Here is a 17,314-nt window from a genome sequence, read left to right as displayed (position 1 = left end):
GTGCCCGCGGAGCTACTGCGGGTTGTACGGGGGCGGCACCGGCGGGTTGTACGGCGGCTGCGGGGCGTACGGATTCTGCGGCGGCTGCGGGGCGTACGGATTCTGCGGCGGCTGCGGGGCGTACGGGTTGCCCTGCGGCCGCACGAAGCCGTTCGGGGCGTACGACGGTGGCGGCGGGGTCGGCGTCGGACCGGGCGCGGGTGCCGGCACCGGCGGCAGGACTGCCGGGTGGTCCGCCAGCCGGATGCCGTAGCGGCTCTTGAGGCGGCCCATCTCCAGCATCGCGATGGCCGTGACCGTCACCGGAGCACCCAGGATGAAGAAGACGCCCATGGCGAGGCTGAGGCCGTGCAGGTCACCGGTGACGAGATCGGGAACGGCCATCAGCCATGTCGTCACCGTGGCCAGCAGCGGCGGCAGACAGCGGTGCACGACGGCGGTGCCGAAGAAGTTCCCCGAGATCCGGTAGGCGCCGGCGATCACGAAGAACGCCATCCAGAGCCCCACAAGGCTGACCAGCATGCTCCCGAGGGCCCCGAGGGAGCCGCCCAACTGGAAGATCAGCACCGTCCCGAGCGCCGAGCCGATGAACAGCAGCAGCAACTTCAGCGACCGGACGAGCGGCTCCTTCAGCTGCGCCACCGTTCCGGCGCCGGAACGCTGCCAGAAGTAGAGCATCACACCGACCGTGAGCGGTGTGATGAACAGCAGCACCAGACAGGCGGTCGCCGCGTTGTCCAGCATCTCGTCGAAGGCGAACCCGCCCTCCACGAAGGTGTAGACACCGAACGCCGCGACCGCGCCGGCGATGACCCGCGCCTTCTTGAGGGCGTCCACCGAAGGATCCAGCGACTGCGGGATCCACGTCGGGTGGAACACCGCCCGGGCCACGTGATGAGGCCTCAGGAACGACCGCGCGGTCAGTGTGCCGCCGGTCCAACTCCCTTGTGGATACGTCAACTTACACTCCCCCGAGTGATCGTTGTCATGATCACCGAGGGAGTCTACGGGAAGCGGACGGCCACGCGCCGCCCGCTTTCCGTGTCCGTGGTCACTGCCGGCCGCGCAGCTCCCGGTACTTGGTGACGAGCGCCTTCGTCGACGCGTCAAGACCCGGGACCTCGGCACCGTCGGTCAGCGCGGGCTCGACCCGCTTGGCGAGGACCTTGCCGAGCTCCACGCCCCACTGGTCGAAGGAGTCGATGTTCCACACCGCGCCCTGTACGAACACCTTGTGCTCGTACAGCGCGATCAGCTGGCCCAGCACGGACGGCGTCAGCTCGCGCGCGAGGATCGTGGTCGTCGGGTGGTCGCCCTTGAACGTCTTGTGGGCCACCAGCTCCTCGGGCACTCCCTCGGCGCGCACCTCCTCCGGCGTCTTGCCGAACGCCAGCGCCTGTGTCTGCGCGAAGAAGTTCGCCATGAGCAGGTCGTGCTGCGCCTTGAGCCCGTCGCTCATCTCGGCGACCGGCTCCACGAAGCCGATGAAGTCCGCCGGGATCAGCTTGGTGCCCTGGTGGATGAGCTGGTAGTACGCGTGCTGACCGTTGGTGCCCGGCGTGCCCCACACCACCGGCCCGGTCTGCCAGTCGACCTCCCGCCCGTCCCGGCCGACGTACTTCCCGTTGGACTCCATGTCCAACTGCTGGAGATACGCGGTGAACTTGGACAGGTAGTGGCTGTACGGCAGCACCGCGTGCGACTGGGCATCGTGGAAGTTGCCGTACCAGATGCCCAACAGGCCCAGCAGCAGCGGCACATTGGCCTCGGCGGGCGCGGTGCGGAAGTGCTCGTCGACGATCCGGAAACCGTCGAGCATCTCCCGGAAGCGGTCCGGGCCGATGGCGATCATCAGGGACAGCCCGATCGCCGAGTCGTACGAATACCGCCCGCCGACCCAGTCCCAGAACTCGAACATGTTGGCCGTGTCGATGCCGAAGTCGGCGACCTTCTCGGCGTTCGTCGACAAGGCGACAAAGTGCTTGGCGACGGCGTCCTGATCGGCTTTCAGCTCACCCAGCAGCCAGTTCCGCGCGGACGTGGCGTTGGTGATCGTCTCGATCGTGGTGAACGTCTTGGAGGCGATGATGAACAGCGTCTCGGCCGCGTCCAGGTCCCGGGTGGCCTCGTGCAGGTCGGCGCCGTCGACGTTCGACACGAAGCGGACGGTGAGGTCGCGGTCGGTGAAGCTGCGCAGCACCTCGTAGGCCATCGCCGGGCCGAGGTCGGAGCCGCCGATGCCGATGTTGACGACGTTCTTGATCCGCTTGCCGGTGTGGCCGGTCCAGGCGCCGGAGCGGACCCGCTCGGCGAAGCCGGCCATCTTGTCGAGGACGGCGTGCACACCCGGGACGACGTTCTCCCCGTCGACCTCGACGACCGCCTCGCGCGGGGCGCGCAGCGCGGTGTGCAGCACCGCACGGTCCTCGGTGGTGTTGATCTTCTCGCCGCGGAACATGGCGTCCCGCAGTCCGAACACGTCCGTCGCGGCGGCCAGCTCGCGCAGCAGCCGTAGCGTCTCATCGGTGACCAGGTGCTTGGAGTAGTCGATGTGCAGGTCGCCGACCTGCAGGGTGTACCTGGCTCCGCGGCCCGCGTCGGCGGCGAACAGCTCCCGCAGCCGCACTTCGCCGAGCTCCTCGCGGTGCTTTGCCAGCGCGGTCCACTCGGGCGTCTGGTTGAGCCTGGTACGGCCGTCTGCGTTCATGTCCGACTTCAGCCTTCTTTCGTGCCTGTCCCAGCGGTTCCAACCTAATTGATCAGCGCGGGACACGAGCTGTCCTGGCGTCGTCGTCCGGCGCAACAACAGGTACGTCCTGCTTGCCCGCGGGTATCAGCGCGATGAGGGCGAGTACGAAGAAGGCCGCCGTGAGCAGGGGCGGAGTGTTCAGGCCCCAGACGGTGGCGACGGCACCGCCCAGCAGGGCGCCGAGCGGCACCCCGGCGAAGGCCAGGGTCCGGAAGGCCGAGGCCACCCGGCCCAGCAGCTCGACGGGGCTGCGCTGCTGCATGAGCGTCGTCGTGTTGACGTTCCACACCATGCCCATGATCCCGAAGACGATCAGTGCCGCCATCAGCACGGCCAGGCTGCGCACGGTGCCCATGACGATCAGGGCCCCGGTCTGCACGGCGCCCGCGACCAGCACGGCCCGCACCCGGCCCAGCCGCTTCACGATCCAGCCGTTGGCCACTCCCCCGGCCAGACCCCCGACGGTGAACGCCGCTCCCGCCGCCGCGTACCCCGTGGCCCCGGCGTCCAGCCACCCGGTGACCAGGAGAACCAAGGTGGCGAGCTGGGCGCCCATGCCGATGTTGCACAGGGCGGTGGCGGCGCACAGCCCTCTCAGGGCCCGGTCGCGCCACAGGGTGCGCAGCCCCTGCCCGATCTCCCGCCGCAGGGTGCTGCCCGCCGGGGCCGGCGTCCGCTCGGGTGCCTTGATCCGCAGGGAGGCCACCAGCGCGGCCGCGACCAGGAAGGTGGCGGCATCGGCGGCGAAGGGGACGGCGGCCCCCGCGGCCAGCAGGAGCGGCACGAGCGGCCCGCCCATCAGTCCACCCGCGATGCGCTGCCCGGTCATCAGCCGGGCGTTCGCGCTGCCGAGTGCGTCGCGGCCGACCAGGGCGGGGAGCAGGGCGGTGGAGGCGTTGTCGAACAGGGTCTGGAGCGTGGTCAGGGTGAAGGCCAGCGCGATGAGCAGGCCGATCGAGGCGTGCCCCAGCGCCACGGCCACAGCGAACGCGGCGACCAGGAGTCCGCGTAACGCGTCCACCGTCCACATCGCGCGCCGCTGGTCCACCCGATCGGCGACGGCGCCGCCGAGCAGCCCGAAGACGATCCACGGCAGAGTGCCGCAGGCGGTGACCGCGGCGATCAGCAGCGGCCGGTCCGTCAGCGTGACGGCGAGGAGCGGCAGGGCGGCCGTACGCAGGGAGTCTCCGACGCTGGAGAGCACGGCGGCGCTCCACAGCCGCCCGAACGCACCGCGCCATGCCGGCGCGCGCACGCCCACCGTCTCAGCCGTCGCCACAGCTCCCCCTCCCGGCCCGTCGATGCCTCGATCCGATGCGAAAGATCGATACACAAACCGTAGAGGGCACCACTGACAACCGGCTCGGAGCGGAGTCCGGGCAGCGCGCCGTCGGACAGGTCCGGGCAGCGCGTCAGACAGGTCCGGCCAGGCACCCATGGGTACCCGGCCGGTCCTCAATTCCTAGATCTCGCCCCGCAGTTTGGCGAGCGCCTCGGCGAGGATCGCCTCGCCGTCCGCGTCACTGCGCCGCTCCCGTACATACGCGAGGTGCGTCTTGTAGGGCTCGGTGCGCGGCGGGTCCGGGGGGTTGTCCCGGTCCTGTCCGGCGGGAAAGCCGCAGCGCGGGCAGTCCCAGGTTTCGGGAACCTGCGCGTCGCTGGCGAAGCTGGGCTGCGTTTCGTGCCCGTTGGAGCACCAGAAGGAGATGCGCAGCCGGGGCGCGGACTCGCCCCGCTCGGCCTCGCCCATCGGCCCCGCCCCGACCCGGCTTCCTCGGATCGCGTTGCCACTTGCCACGGTCGTAACTCCCTGCGTGATGGTGCCGCAAAGCGAGTCGGCGTTTCGCTTCGCTGCGAGCGCCTCAGTCTACGTAAGGCCCAACGCGCGTCCAGTGATTCGAGTTACAGAGCCCCTCCACCAAGACGCAAGCCCCATGATAGGCCGCGCTCAGCTGCGCGTACCGAACATGGGGCCTTGCGTGCGGAATGTGCGTGCTCGTCAGTTGCTGACCTTCATCAGGATGCCGAGCACGACAATGCACGCGAACCAGAGCAAACCGACCACAACAGTGATCCGGTCGAGGTTGCGCTCGGCGACGGAGGAGCCGCCGACGGAAGACTGCATGCCACCGCCGAACATGTCGGAGAGGCCGCCGCCCTTCCCCTTGTGCATCAGCACCAGCAGCATCAGCAACCCGCTGAAGACGATCAGGGCGATCGAGAACCCCAAAACCACGGCTGGACCAACTCTCTCGGACTCGGATGGACGACGGGGGCACGGTAGCCGCGCGGCGGAGCCGCATATCGATGCAGTTACCATGCCCCCGCAAGGGTACGACGGATCGCCGCTACGACCTACTCACTGGTCGCGGAAGCGTACGATCTTGACGAACTCGTCGGCGTCCAGCGAGGCACCGCCGACCAGGGCGCCGTCGATGTCGGCCTTCGCCATGATCTCGGCGACATTGCCCGACTTCACGGAGCCGCCGTACTGGATGCGGACCTGGTCGGCCAGCTCCTGCGTGTACAGCTCGGCGATCTTGGCGCGGATCGCGGCGCAGACCTCCTGGGCGTCGTCGGCGCCGCAGACCTTGCCGGTGCCGATGGCCCACACGGGCTCGTAGGCGATCACGATCGTCTCGGCCTGCTCGGCCGTGAGGTCCTTCAGACCGCCCTCGACCTGGGCGAGGGTGTGCGAGACGTGGTTGCCCGCCTCGCGGACCTCCAGCTCCTCGCCGACGCACAGGATCGGGGTCAGACCGTGCTTGTAGGCGGCCTTGACCTTGGCGTTGACGATCTCGTCGGTCTCCGCGTGGTACTGGCGGCGCTCGGAGTGGCCGATCGCCACGTACGTGCACTTCAGCTTGGCCAGCATCGGGCCGGAGATCTCGCCGGTGTAGGCACCGGAGTCGTGCTCCGAGATGTCCTGGGCGCCGTACTTGATCTTCAGCTTGTCGCCGTCGACCAGGGTCTGCACGGAGCGCAGGTCGGTGAAGGGCGGCAGGACGGCGACCTCGACGGCGTCGTAGTCCTTGTCGGCCAGGGCGAAGGCGAGCTTCTGGACGTGCGCGATGGCCTCGAGGTGGTTGAGGTTCATCTTCCAGTTGCCCGCCATCAGCGGCGTGCGCGTGCTCATCGGGTCAGTCCTCCAGTGCGGCGAGGCCGGGGAGCGTCTTGCCCTCGAGGTATTCGAGGGAGGCGCCGCCACCGGTCGAGATGTGGCCGAATGCGGTCTCGTCGAAGCCCAGGGTACGGACGGCCGCGGCGGAGTCGCCGCCGCCCACCACGGTGAAGCCCGGGGAGTCGATGAGGGCCTGGGCGACCGCCCTGGTGCCCTCGGCGTAGTCGGGGTGCTCGAAGACGCCCATGGGGCCGTTCCAGAAGACGGTGCCGGCGTCGGCGAGCTTCGAGGCGTACAGCTTGCGGGTCTCGGGACCGATGTCCAGACCCTCCTGGTCGGCGGGGATGGCGTCCGCGGCGACGGTCGTGGGGTTGGCCGGGGCCTTGGTCTTCAGGTCCGGGAACTCGCCGGCGACCAGGACGTCCACGGGCAGGACGATCTCGACGCCGCTCTTCTCGGCGCGCTCCAGGTACTCGGTGACGGCCGGGATCTGGTCCTCCTGGAGGAGGGAGATGCCGACCTCGTGGCCCTTGGCCTTGAGGAAGGTGTACGCCATGCCGCCGCCGATGAGCAGCCGGTCCGCCTTGGCGAGCAGCTGGTCGATGACGGCGAGCTTGTCGGACACCTTGGCGCCGCCGAGCGCGACGACGTAGGGCCGCTTGACGTCCTCGGTGAGCTTCTTGAGGACGCCGACCTCGGTCGCGATGAGGTAGCCGGCGTAGTGCGGCAGGCGGGCCGGCAGGTCGTACACGGACGCGTGCCCCCGGTGCACCGCACCGAAGCCGTCACCGACGTAGACGTCGGCGAGGGCGGCGAGCTGGTCGGCGAAGGCGGCGCGCTCGGCGTCGTCCTTGCTGGTCTCGCCGGCGTTGAAGCGCAGGTTCTCGACGACGGCGACCTGGCCGTCGGCCAGCCCGGCTACGACCGCCTGGGCGGACTCGCCGACCGTGTCGGTCGCGAAAGCCACGTCGGCGCCGAGCAGTTCACCGAGGCGCGCGGCGGCGGGCGCGAGGGAGAACGCGGGGTCCGGGGCGCCCTTGGGACGGCCCAGGTGCGAGGCGACGACCACGCGCGCGCCCGCCTCGGCCAGGGCCTTGACGGTGGGCAACACGGCGCGGATGCGGCCGTCGTCGGTGATGGTGGTGCCGTCCAGCGGCACGTTCAGGTCGGCGCGGACGAAGACCCGCCGGCCCGCGACTGACTCAGCGAGGAGTTCGTCGATCGTCTTCATGGAAGGGGACTCCCGAGGAGGGTTCGTATGCTCGGATCGCCAGTGATCCTAAAAGGCCTGGTCTGCACGTGAGTCAGGGCCCGGGCGGCGCGTCCCTGCGCCGCACGGGCCCTGCCCTCACATCAAGGTGCCGCTCTGCCGATCAGAGCTGGTTGCCGACGAAGACCGTCAGGTCGACGAGGCGGTTGGAGTAGCCCCACTCGTTGTCGTACCAGCCGAGGATCTTCACCGACGTGCCCTCCTGGACCATGGTCAGGGAGGAGTCGAAGGTGCAGGACGACGGGTCGCTGACGATGTCCGAGGAGACGATCTCGTCCTCGGTGTAGGTCAGGAAGCCCTGGAGCTCGCCCTCGGAGGCCTTCTTGAAGGCGGCGTTGACCTCGTCCTTGGTGACCTCGCGCGAGAGCTCCACGACGAGGTCGGTGGCCGAGCCGGTCGGGACCGGGACGCGCATGGCGATGCCGTCCAGCTTGCCCTTGAGCTGCGGCAGGACCAGCGCGGTGGCCTTCGCGGCACCCGTGGTGGTCGGGATGATGTTCTCGGCGGCGGCACGGGCGCGGCGCAGGTCCTTGTGCGGGAAGTCCAGGATGCGCTGGTCGTTGGTGTACGCGTGCACCGTGGTCATCAGACCCTTGACGATGCCGAAGTTCTCGTCGAGGACCTTCGCCATCGGCGCCACACAGTTGGTGGTGCAGGAGGCGTTGGAGATGACGTGGTGGTTCGCCGGGTCGTACTTGTCCTGGTTGACACCCATGACGATGGTGATGTCCTCGTCCTTGGCCGGAGCCGAGATGAGGACCTTCTTCGCGCCACCGGCGAGGTGCTTGGCGGCGTCTTCCTTCTTGGTGAAGATGCCGGTCGACTCGATGACGATGTCGACGCCCAGCTGACCCCACGGGATGTCGGCGGGGTTGCGCTCGGACAGAACCTTGATGGTCTTGCCGTCGACGGTGATCGTGTCGGCGGTGTGCGACACCTCGGCCTTGAGACGGCCCAGGATGGTGTCGTACTTGAGCAGGTGGGCGGTGGTCGCGGTGTCACCCAGGTCGTTGACAGCCACGATCTCGATGTCTGCACCCTGCTCCAGCAGCGCGCGGAAGTAGTTGCGACCGATACGACCGAAGCCGTTGATGCCTACGCGGATCGTCACGAACCGATCTCCTCGTTGGTACGCCGGCCATGCGGTGCCGGCGAGCTCTATTTGGGATGTCCCCGACCGCCTACGACCCTACCTCTCTGTGGCCTCGGTGGTGACATCCAGATGCCTCATAGACGGCACGGCGGTCCGTACCCGCCAGTAGGGGTACGGACCGCCCCGCCGGGAAGCCCGGATCACTCGTTTTGGTCACCGTGCGTTGTGCGCGGTTGACCTCGGCGTGTCAGTTCTCAAGTGAGGAAAGGGCCTTTCCGATGAGCGCCGTACGGTCGGCCGCCGCGGTGACGTGTTCCAGGCCGAAGCCGAGGAGCACCGTGTCGTGCGTGGTGATCGCGCCGTACGTCTGGAACAGTGCTCCGGTGCGCGCCCAGTCCTTGAGCACGGCCGGACTGCCCGCGGGCGGTCCGGTCACGCTCCAGGCGCCGAGCGACGTCTCGAAGCCCTCGGTCTCGGTGGCCGTGCCGCCGACGACGAGCGAGGTCTGGTCGGCGAGGACGCCGCGACCGCCGAAGCCCGGGTCGGTGACATAACTGATCGAGATCTCGACCGACTTGCCGGCGTACGCGCTCAGGTCGAACTCGACCTGCTTCCAGCCCGCGGACGCACCGGTGAGAGCGTTCCACTGGCCGCTGGTGCCGGTCGCGGTGCAGCCGGCGGTCGAGTGCGTCAGGTAGTGCGCGAGCCAGGGGTGCTCGGCCATGTAGAAGCCGGCCTCGCACTCCGCCGGGACGGCCGTGCTGGTGGCGCCGCCCTTCTCGGGGAGTGTCGTCCAGTCCTCGGCCCCGGTGGTGTGGGCCTCGATCAGGACGTTGTCGTAGCCGGGCTCGACGTCCCACAGCAGCTGGCTGCGCAGGGTCGGCTGCTGTGCCGCGGTCACGCCGGAGAGGTCGACGGTCCTGGTGAGCCGCTTGTAGGCGTCGTCGTTGTGCACGGCGGCCGCCATCCACGAACCGGCGTAGGGGCCGTACGGGTTGACCGTTCCGGCGAACTGTCCCGCACCCGCGCTGGCGAACTGCGGGTACTTGTCGACGGCCAGCTGGTCCGAGGTGACGCTGTAACTCCCTGCCTTGTCCAGCGGGTTGCCGGTGGCGTCACCGAGCGCTCCGGTGAAGCCGCCGAGCCTGCCCGAGCCGGTGAAGCCGGTGGCGCCGGGCAGCGACGTACGGGAGTAGGCGCCCAGGTAGTACTGGCTGAAGTCGTTCGACAGGGTGCCGTCGCCGAGGTCGACGTTGCCGCCTGCCTGCTCGCCCGCCTCGATCAGCCTGCCGCCCTCGTTGAGATAGGCGCGCAGCTGGAGCTGGGTGGCGTTGCCCGGGACGTTCGCGCCCGTGTAGTGGACGACGGTGTCGAAGTGGCCCAGCACGCCGAGCGCGTCGGGCGCGCCCTGCACGGCGACGTCCCAGACGATCGCCCGGTGGCCGTTGGCCTTCAGCGCGTCGACGTACTTCTGCGCGTGGGCGGCGCCGGCACCCTCCTCGGCGACCACGAGCACGTCCGCGCGCGGCCGTTCGGCCACGGTGTACGTGAAGTGCTCGCTGGAGACCTTCTTCCCGCTGCGGGTCTCGCCGGTGAACCACACCTCGACCTTGTCGCCCCGGTCGCCGTCGGCGACCTTGGCGCGGTACTCGTCGAAGTAGAGGTTGTCCTCACCGCCGTACGTCTCGCCGCCCTTCCAGGGCCGCAGCGCCATGTCGTGCGTACGGCCGCCGTTGACGCGGTACTTGAGCTCCTTGTCGCGCACCGACTTGCGTACGACGACGGAGACCTCCTGGTCCGCGCCACGGGAGTACGACGTGGTGAACGGCGCCGGGGTGAAGTCGGCGGCCTTCAGGCCGAGCGAGGAGACGGGCTGGTCGGGACGCTCGGCGCTCTCGGCGACGGACAGCGCGAACGGCACGTTCTTGGCGAACTCGTCCTGGATCAGCTTCTCGTCGTCCGGGAAGTTGAACACCGACTGGCAGTCGGCCGCGTTCCACTGGTCGTTCGGGTCGATGTTCGACGCAGTCTGGCAGGTCGACATCTCGGGGGTGTACATCGCCAGGCCGTTGACGTTCGAGGCGTGACCGTCCGCCTCGCCGTTGGTCGTGTACAGCTCCGAGGAGACCTGCGGGCGGTAGCCGGGGATCGCGGAGTTGTCCGGGGTGCCGGCGAGTGCCTTGTACAGGACGTCGTCGGGGGTGTTGGTGGCCACCTGCCAGCCGACTCCGTAGAGGAGGAGTTCGGCGGCGGAGTGGTAGTTGATGCCGTAGGTGAAGCCGATGCGCTTCTGGAAGGCGTCGATCGCCTTGGTCTCGGGCTCGGAGGCCGGTGCCGCGCCGCGGTAGGTCTCGCTGGTGGGGTTGGGTGACGAACCCTCGTCGTCGTAGCCCCACTTGTAGGAGAAGTTGCGGTTGAGGTCGACGCCGTCGCCGGTGCTGATGACACCGTCGGCGTTGATGTCGCGCAGGTTCTTGCGCCACAGACGGTTGGCGGCGTCCTGGAAGGTGTAGTCGTAGCCGTCGGGGTTGGCCGAGAGGACGAACCACAGCTCGGTCGAATCGACGATCTTCTTGACGCGCTTGTCCGTCTTGTAGTTGTCCAGGTAGTGGTGCATCAGACGCCGGGTCATCTCCGGCGTGATCCACTCGCGTGCGTGCTGGTTGGACATGTAGAGGACGGAGGGCTTGGCGCCGTCCTTCGTGTTCCTGGCGTTCTTGCTGAGCTTGAGCGCGAGGATGTCCTGGCCCTTGATCGTCTTGCCGATGGAGACGACCTTGGTGAGGCCCGGGTTCTCCTGCGCGGTCCGGACGATCTCCTCCTTGAGCCCCCCAGCGCCGCTGTAGGGGCGGAAGACGCCCTCCGCGGCCTTCTCGGTACGGGCCTCCGCCTTGGCGGAGAGGTCGTGCTCGCTGAGCTCGACGCCCTGCTTCTTCAGCTTCGCGGCCTGGTCGTCGGTGAGGTAGACCTCGACGGTGGCCGTGCCCTTCGCGGGCGCCTGCTCACTGAGTTCATGGCCGTCCTGACCGGCCGCCAGCAGCAGGGGTACCTGCTTCTTGGTGACCTCGGCCCGGAAGACCTTCACTTCGCTCGGGTCCGAATCCTGTGAACTGCCCGGTTGTGCCTGGGCGATGGGTGCGATACTCGCTCCACCTATGAGGAGAGCGCCGACAGCGAGGATCGATCTCGCTCTGGGTCTCATGTACCCCCCTAGCAGTGTTTCGCCACAGTGACGAATGACTGCCAGGCTCATGCCACTTCATGTTCCAGTCAAGAGTGCCGCAAAGACCGACAAATACCGGTGCCGACGTCCCAAGTGGACGTCGGCACCGAGACGTTGACGATCAGTCACGTCACCCGACGAGGTTGTCCGCCAGCTCCTCGCTGAGGTTGGCCTCGGTGCCCGGGATGCCGAGGTCCTGCGCCCGCTTGTCGGCCATGGCCAGCAGCCTGCGGATACGGCCGGCGACGGCGTCCTTGGTCAGCGGCGGGTCGGCGAGCGCGCCCAGCTCCTCCAGGGAGGCCTGCTTGTGCTCCATGCGCAGACGTCCGGCGGCGGCGAGGTGCTCGGGGACCTCCTCGCCGAGGATCTCCAGGGCGCGCTGGACCCGAGCACCGGCGGCGACGGCCGCGCGGGCGGAGCGGCGCAGGTTGGCGTCGTCGAAGTTGGCGAGACGGTTCGCCGTGGCGCGCACCTCGCGGCGCATCCGGCGCTCCTCCCAGGCGAGCACGGACTCGTGCGCGCCCAGGCGGGTGAGCAGGGCGCCGATGGCGTCACCGTCCCGGACGACGACCCGGTCGACCCCGCGCACCTCGCGGGCCTTCGCGGCGATCGACAGCCTGCGGGCGGCGCCGACCAGCGCCAGCGCGGCCTCGGGGCCCGGGCAGGTCACCTCCAGGGAGGACGAGCGACCGGGCTCGGTGAGCGAGCCGTGCGCCAGGAACGCGCCGCGCCACGCGGCCTCGGCGTCACAGGTGGCCCCGGACACGACCTGCGGGGGCAGGCCGCGGATCGGGCGGCCCCGCCCGTCGACCAGACCGGTCTGGCGGGCCAGCTGGTCACCGCCCGCGACCACCCGTACGACGTAACGCGAGCCGCGGCGCAGCCCGCCCGGGGCCATCACGATCAGCTCGGAACTATGGCCGAAGATCTCCAGGATGTCCCGCTTGAGGCGGCGGGCCGCCATGGCGGTGTCCAGCTCCGCCTCGATCACGATGCGCCCGCTGACCAGGTGGAGGCCGCCGGCGAACCGCAGAATGGCGGAGACCTCCGCCTTCCTGCAGCAGGTCCGGGTGACGGGGAGTCGGGAGATCTCGTCCTTCACCGCTGCCGTCATCGCCATGGGCCGATCCTTCCATGCATCCGAAAAATACGGTCGTACGCGGCGGCGAGGAGCTCCGGGTCGTGCCGGGGCGTCCCGTCCGTCCGGGCCACCGGGGCCAGCTCGACCGCCGCACCGAGCCGCTTCGCGGCCTCGGTGAGCACATCGCGGTCGGGCACGGCGGCCTCGTCGGCCAGCACCACGTCCAGGGCGAGTTTAGGGGCGTGTCGTCCCAAAACCTCCAAATGACGCTGCGGGGAGAACCCCTCGGTTTCTCCGGGCTGCGGGGCGAGGTTCAGGGAGAGTACCCGGCGTGCCTTCGTCTCGGTCAGCGCGTCCAGGAGTTCCGGCACGAGCAGATGCGGGATGACCGAGGAGAACCAGGACCCGGGGCCGAGCACCACCCAGTCCGCGTCCCGGACGGCGGCGACGGCCTCCGGGACGGCCGGCGGGTCCGCCGGCACGACGTGCACCGACTGCACCTCGCCGGGAGTGAGGGCGACGGTGGCCTGGCCGCGGACGGTGTCGACGTCCTCGGGCCGCTCCGGGTCGTGGCCCTTGACCAGGGCCTGGAGCTCCAGGGGCACGGCGGACATGGGCAGCACCCGCCCGTGTGCGCCGAGCAGCTTGCCGACCAGGTCGAGGGCCTGGACGTGATCGCCCAGCTGCTCCCACAGGGCGACGATCAGCAGATTGCCGACCGCGTGGTCGTGCAGGTCGCCCTGGGAGTGGAAGCGGTGCTGGATGACGCGGGACCAGGTCTGGCCCCAGTCGTCGTCGCCGCACAGCGCGGCCAGGGCCTTGCGCAGGTCACCGGGCGGCAGCACGCCCAGCTCGTCGCGCAGCCGCCCGCTGGAGCCGCCGTCGTCGGCCACGGTGACGACGGCGGTGAGGTCGCCGGTGATCCGGCGCAGCGCGGCGAGCGAGGCGGACAGACCCATGCCGCCGCCCAGGGCAACGACCTTGGGCTGGGTGCCCCGGCGCCGTGGTCGGCCGCCGCGGGCCTCGGCGGGCCGGCTCGCGCGTGACTCGGGCATCGCCCGGCGCAACCTGCTCAGCCGCGGTGTACGTGCCGTCATTCCCGTCCCATGTCCCGGTGTACGACCACCGTCTCCACGCCCTGGGAGGCGAGGCGGGCGGCGAGCTTTTCGGAGGTGGCGACCGAGCGGTGCTTACCGCCGGTGCAGCCGACCGCGATGGTCACGTACCGCTTGCCCTCGCGACGGTATCCGGCCGCGACGAGCTGGAGCAGCTCGGAGTAGCGGTCGATGAACTCCTTCGCGCCGGGCTGGTTGAAGACATACGCCGACACCTCCTCGTTGAGGCCGGTGTAGGGGCGCAGCTCCGGGACCCAGTGCGGGTTGGGCAGGAAGCGCATGTCCACGACCAGGTCGGCGTCGACCGGGAGGCCGTACTTGAAGCCGAAGGACATGACCGTGGCCCGCAGCTCGGGCTCCTCCTCGCCGGCGAACTGGGCGTCCATCTTGGCCCGCAGCTCGTGCACGTTGAGGCTGGAGGTGTCGATCACCAGGTCGGCGTCCCCGCGCAGCTCCCGCAGCAGCTCCCGCTCGGCGGCGATGCCGTCGACGATCCGGCCGTCGCCCTGGAGGGGGTGCGGGCGGCGCACCGACTCGAAACGGCGCACCAGGGCGTCGTCGGAGGACTCCAGGAAGACGATCCGGCGGGTGACACCCCGGGTGTCGAGGTCGGAGAGGGAGTCGCGGAGGTTGTCGAAGAAGCGACGGCCGCGAACGTCGACGACCACCGCGATCCGCGCCACGTTGCCCTGGGAACGGGCACCGAGCTCCACCATGGTGGGGATCAGCGCGGGCGGGAGGTTGTCGACGACGAACCAGCCGAGGTCCTCCAGACATTTGGCCGCCGTCGAGCGGCCGGCCCCGGACATGCCGGAGATGATCACCAGCTCGGGGATGGCCGCCTCGGGGGCCCCGGCCGTGTCGCTACCCGTACTCACCTGTGCTCCGTCTTTCTGGAGTGCGTCCTGCCGGGTGAGATCCTCGCCGGTCTTCTTGTGCTCTTCCTGGGCCTGCTGATCTCGCTCGCCTGTGGGCTGTGTGTGGTGCTCGCTCATCTCTCCTGCCCCCGTCGTTCGTCCGGGGCGCCCGCGGACACGGGCTCCCCCGAGGTCTCCGCCGTCGTTTCGGATTCCTCGTCATCCATGATCTCTCCAGTCGCCGTGTTCACGGCGGGCGCGGCCGGGGCCGCCTGGGCGAAGGCCGCGGCAATGGTCTCGGCCGTCTTGCGGCCTATGCCGGGGACCTCGCAGATCTGGTCGATGGTCGCAGCTCGCAGCTTCTTCACCGAACCGAAGTGCTTGATCAGCGCCTGCTTGCGGGTCTCACCGAGGCCGGGGACGTCGTCCAGGGGGCTCGCCCGGAAGCGCTTGGCGCGCTTGGTGCGCTGGTAGGTGATCGCGAAGCGGTGGGCCTCGTCACGGACGCGCTGGAGCAGATACAGGCCCTCGCTGGTGCGCGGCAGGACGACCGGGTCGTCGTCGCCGGGCAACCAGACCTCCTCGAGGCGCTTGGCGAGGCCACAGACGGCGATGTCGTCGATACCGAGCTCGTCCAGGGCCCGCTTGGCGGCCGCGACCTGCGGCTGCCCGCCGTCCACGACGACGAGCTGGGGCGGGTAGGCGAAACGCTTGGGACGGCCGTCGTCGTCCTTGAGGCCGTTGGTCAGGGCGTCGGGGGAGGTGGTGGTGAGGGGGTCGGCCGACGTGGCGCCGGGTGGGGTGGCGGACGGCTCGCCGGGCGGCGTGGGCGACGGCTCGCCGGGCGGGGTGGGCGACGCGTCGTCGAGAGAGTCGGAGGACGTGGCGGCGAGAGAGTCGGTCGACGTGTCGGTGAGGGTGTTCTCACCGTCGGCCCACTCCCCGGTGCGCTCCTTCTCCGCGAGGTAACGCTTGAAGCGGCGGGTGATCACCTCGTGCATGGAGCGGACGTCGTCCTGGCCCTCGAAGCCCTTGATCTGGAAGCGGCGGTACTCGCTCTTGCGGGCCAGGCCGTCCTCGAAGACGACCATGGAGGCCACGACGTCGTCGCCCTGGAGGTGGGAGATGTCGTAGCACTCGATCCTGAGCGGGGCGCTGTCCAGGTCGAGGGCGTCGGCGATCTCCTCCAGCGCGCGGGAGCGGGTGGTCAGGTCGGAGGCGCGCTTGGTCTTGTGCAGGACGAGGGCCTGCTGGGCGTTGCGCTCCACCGTCTCCATCAGGGCGCGCTTGTCGCCGCGCTGGGGGATGCGCAGCGAGACATTGGAGCCGCGGCGCCCGGACAGCCACTCCTGCACGGGCTCCAGCGGGTCGGGCAGCGCCGGGACGAGCACCTCCTTGGGCACCGCGTCCCCGGTCTCCTCGCCGTAGAGCTGTTGGAGGGCATGCTCGACGAGGGCACCGGTGGTGATCTCCTCGACCTTGTCGGTGACCCAGCCGCGCTGGCCGCGTACACGTCCGCCGCGGACGTGGAAGATCTGCACGGCCGCCTCCAGCTCGTCCTCGGCGACAGCGATGAGGTCGGCGTCGGTCGCGTCGGCGAGCACGACCGCGCTCTTCTCCATGGCCTTCTTCAGGGCCTCGATGTCGTCGCGCAGGCGGGCGGCCCGCTCGTACTCCATCTCCTCGGCCGCCTCCATCATCTGCTTCTCCAGGCGGCGCAGATAGGTGCCGGTGCGGCCGGTCATGAAGTCGCAGAACTCGTCGGCGAGTTCACGGTGGTCCTCGGCGGAGACGCGCCCCACGCAGGGGGCCGAGCACTTGCCGATGTAGCCGAGGAGGCAGGGGCGGCCGGTGCGGGAGGCGTTCTTGAACACGCCGGCCGAGCAGGTGCGGACCGGGAAGACGCGCAGCAGGAGGTCGACGGTGTCCCGGATGGCCCACGCGTGCGCGTACGGGCCGAAATACCTGACGCCCTTCTTCTTGTGACCGCGCATCACCTGCACCCGCGGGAACTCCTCGTTCATCGTCACCGCGAGATAGGGGTAGCTCTTGTCGTCGCGGTACTTGACGTTGAACCGGGGGTCGTACTCCTTGATCCAGGAGTACTCCAGCTGAAGGGCCTCGACCTCCGTGGACACCACCGTCCACTCCACGGACGCGGCCGTGGTCACCATCGTGCGGGTGCGCGGGTGGAGGCCCGCCAGGTCCTGGAAGTAGTTCGCCAGGCGCTGACGCAGGCTCTTCGCCTTTCCGACGTAGATCACCCGGCGGTGCTCGTCACGGAACCTGTACACCCCGGGAGAGTCGGGGATCTGTCCCGGCTTGGGGCGGTAGCTGGAGGGGTCGGCCATGTCTCACACCCTACTTGCGCCCGGTGACAGTCCGGCGAGGCTGTGGATAACCTCCGCCACGGTCGGCGGATCCCCGGGAAGGGGAGCACGACCCGCACCGGGGATCCGCCTCCCCCTCGGTGACCTGCGGCGTCGGACTGTGCACGGGGAGGAATGGCCTCACCCTCGCGGCGGGGGCTCCCGGGTGCGGGCGCCCTGGGCCCGCACCCTGGGGTCGCGGGCGTGGACGGGCGGACTGCGCCGGGAGCCGTAGGTCGATCTCCACAATCCACCAGGTGCCCGTCGCCGCACTCCGGCGTGTTCTCCCGCAGTAGTCGGTCCTGCCGTCGCATGCCGTCAGTGGCGTGCTCGGCAACACCGAGATGGGCACGGCGACTTGATGTGGACGTATCGCGACTCGGCCAGGAGTGGGCTGCTGTTGGGCATCAGGTGTTGTCGGGACTTGGTCAACACG

At 69.6% G+C, this 17,314-nt stretch carries 13 protein-coding genes; all 13 read right to left on the bottom strand.

Going from position 1 to position 17,314, the window contains the following annotated elements; genetic code table 11:
• Window positions 1–12: 12 nt before the first annotated feature.
• Entirely contained in the window at window positions 13–960 is a 948-nt protein-coding gene (locus ACFPQ9_RS13315) for a hypothetical protein (RefSeq protein ID WP_380851817.1), read from the bottom strand.
• A gap of 91 nt (window positions 961–1,051) precedes the next feature.
• A complete protein-coding gene (gene pgi / locus ACFPQ9_RS13310) occupies window positions 1,052–2,707 on the bottom strand; it encodes a glucose-6-phosphate isomerase (RefSeq protein ID WP_380851814.1) in 1,656 nt (551 codons plus the stop codon).
• A 52-nt stretch (window positions 2,708–2,759) separates the two neighbouring features.
• Entirely contained in the window at window positions 2,760–4,028 is a 1,269-nt protein-coding gene (locus ACFPQ9_RS13305; protein WP_380851811.1) for an MFS transporter, read from the bottom strand.
• Between the two features lie 183 nt (window positions 4,029–4,211).
• The gene (locus tag ACFPQ9_RS13300; protein WP_003976875.1) at window positions 4,212–4,547 is read right to left on the bottom strand and encodes an RNA polymerase-binding protein RbpA; all 336 of its coding nucleotides are present in this window, start codon (window positions 4,545–4,547) and stop codon (window positions 4,212–4,214) included.
• A 201-nt stretch (window positions 4,548–4,748) separates the two neighbouring features.
• A complete protein-coding gene (secG, locus tag ACFPQ9_RS13295) occupies window positions 4,749–4,979 on the bottom strand; it encodes a preprotein translocase subunit SecG (RefSeq protein ID WP_380851801.1) in 231 nt (76 codons plus the stop codon).
• A gap of 129 nt (window positions 4,980–5,108) precedes the next feature.
• Window positions 5,109–5,885, bottom strand: a complete 777-nt coding sequence (gene tpiA, locus ACFPQ9_RS13290; protein ID WP_380851798.1) for a triose-phosphate isomerase — start codon at window positions 5,883–5,885, stop codon at window positions 5,109–5,111.
• Window positions 5,886–5,889: 4 nt separating this feature from the next.
• Window positions 5,890–7,101: a phosphoglycerate kinase gene (locus ACFPQ9_RS13285; RefSeq protein ID WP_380851795.1), complete on the bottom strand. Its 1,212-nt coding sequence runs from the start codon at window positions 7,099–7,101 to the stop codon at window positions 5,890–5,892.
• Window positions 7,102–7,243: 142 nt separating this feature from the next.
• Complete coding sequence (gene gap / locus ACFPQ9_RS13280) at window positions 7,244–8,251, bottom strand: type I glyceraldehyde-3-phosphate dehydrogenase (protein WP_190070618.1); 1,008 nt, start codon at window positions 8,249–8,251, stop codon at window positions 7,244–7,246.
• 229 nt (window positions 8,252–8,480) lie between these two features.
• Entirely contained in the window at window positions 8,481–11,435 is a 2,955-nt protein-coding gene (locus tag ACFPQ9_RS13275; RefSeq protein WP_380851792.1) for a M14 family metallopeptidase, read from the bottom strand.
• A 151-nt stretch (window positions 11,436–11,586) separates the two neighbouring features.
• Window positions 11,587–12,576, bottom strand: coding sequence for a DNA-binding protein WhiA (whiA, locus tag ACFPQ9_RS13270; RefSeq protein WP_062719176.1), 990 nt, complete (start codon window positions 12,574–12,576; stop codon window positions 11,587–11,589).
• Window positions 12,567–13,634, bottom strand: coding sequence for a gluconeogenesis factor YvcK family protein (locus ACFPQ9_RS13265; RefSeq protein ID WP_380851788.1), 1,068 nt, complete (start codon window positions 13,632–13,634; stop codon window positions 12,567–12,569). The genes whiA and ACFPQ9_RS13265 overlap by 10 nt, the downstream gene beginning before the upstream one ends.
• Entirely contained in the window at window positions 13,631–14,647 is a 1,017-nt protein-coding gene (gene rapZ / locus ACFPQ9_RS13260) for an RNase adapter RapZ (protein WP_380851786.1), read from the bottom strand. Before rapZ ends, ACFPQ9_RS13265 begins: the two co-directional genes overlap by 4 nt.
• Window positions 14,644–16,860 carry an excinuclease ABC subunit UvrC gene (gene uvrC, locus ACFPQ9_RS13255; protein ID WP_380851783.1) on the bottom strand — a complete coding sequence of 739 codons (2,217 nt, stop codon included), beginning with the start codon at window positions 16,858–16,860 and terminating at the stop codon, window positions 14,644–14,646. The genes rapZ and uvrC overlap by 4 nt, the downstream gene beginning before the upstream one ends.
• Window positions 16,861–17,314 lie beyond the last annotated feature (454 nt).

It is taken from the genome of Streptomyces coerulescens, assembly GCF_042657965.1.
In the GTDB taxonomy this organism is placed as follows: Bacteria; Actinomycetota; Actinomycetes; order Streptomycetales; family Streptomycetaceae; genus Streptomyces; species Streptomyces coerulescens.
The sequence above is the reverse complement of the archived record's forward strand: the minus strand, read 5'-3'. Positions and strand labels throughout refer to the sequence as shown.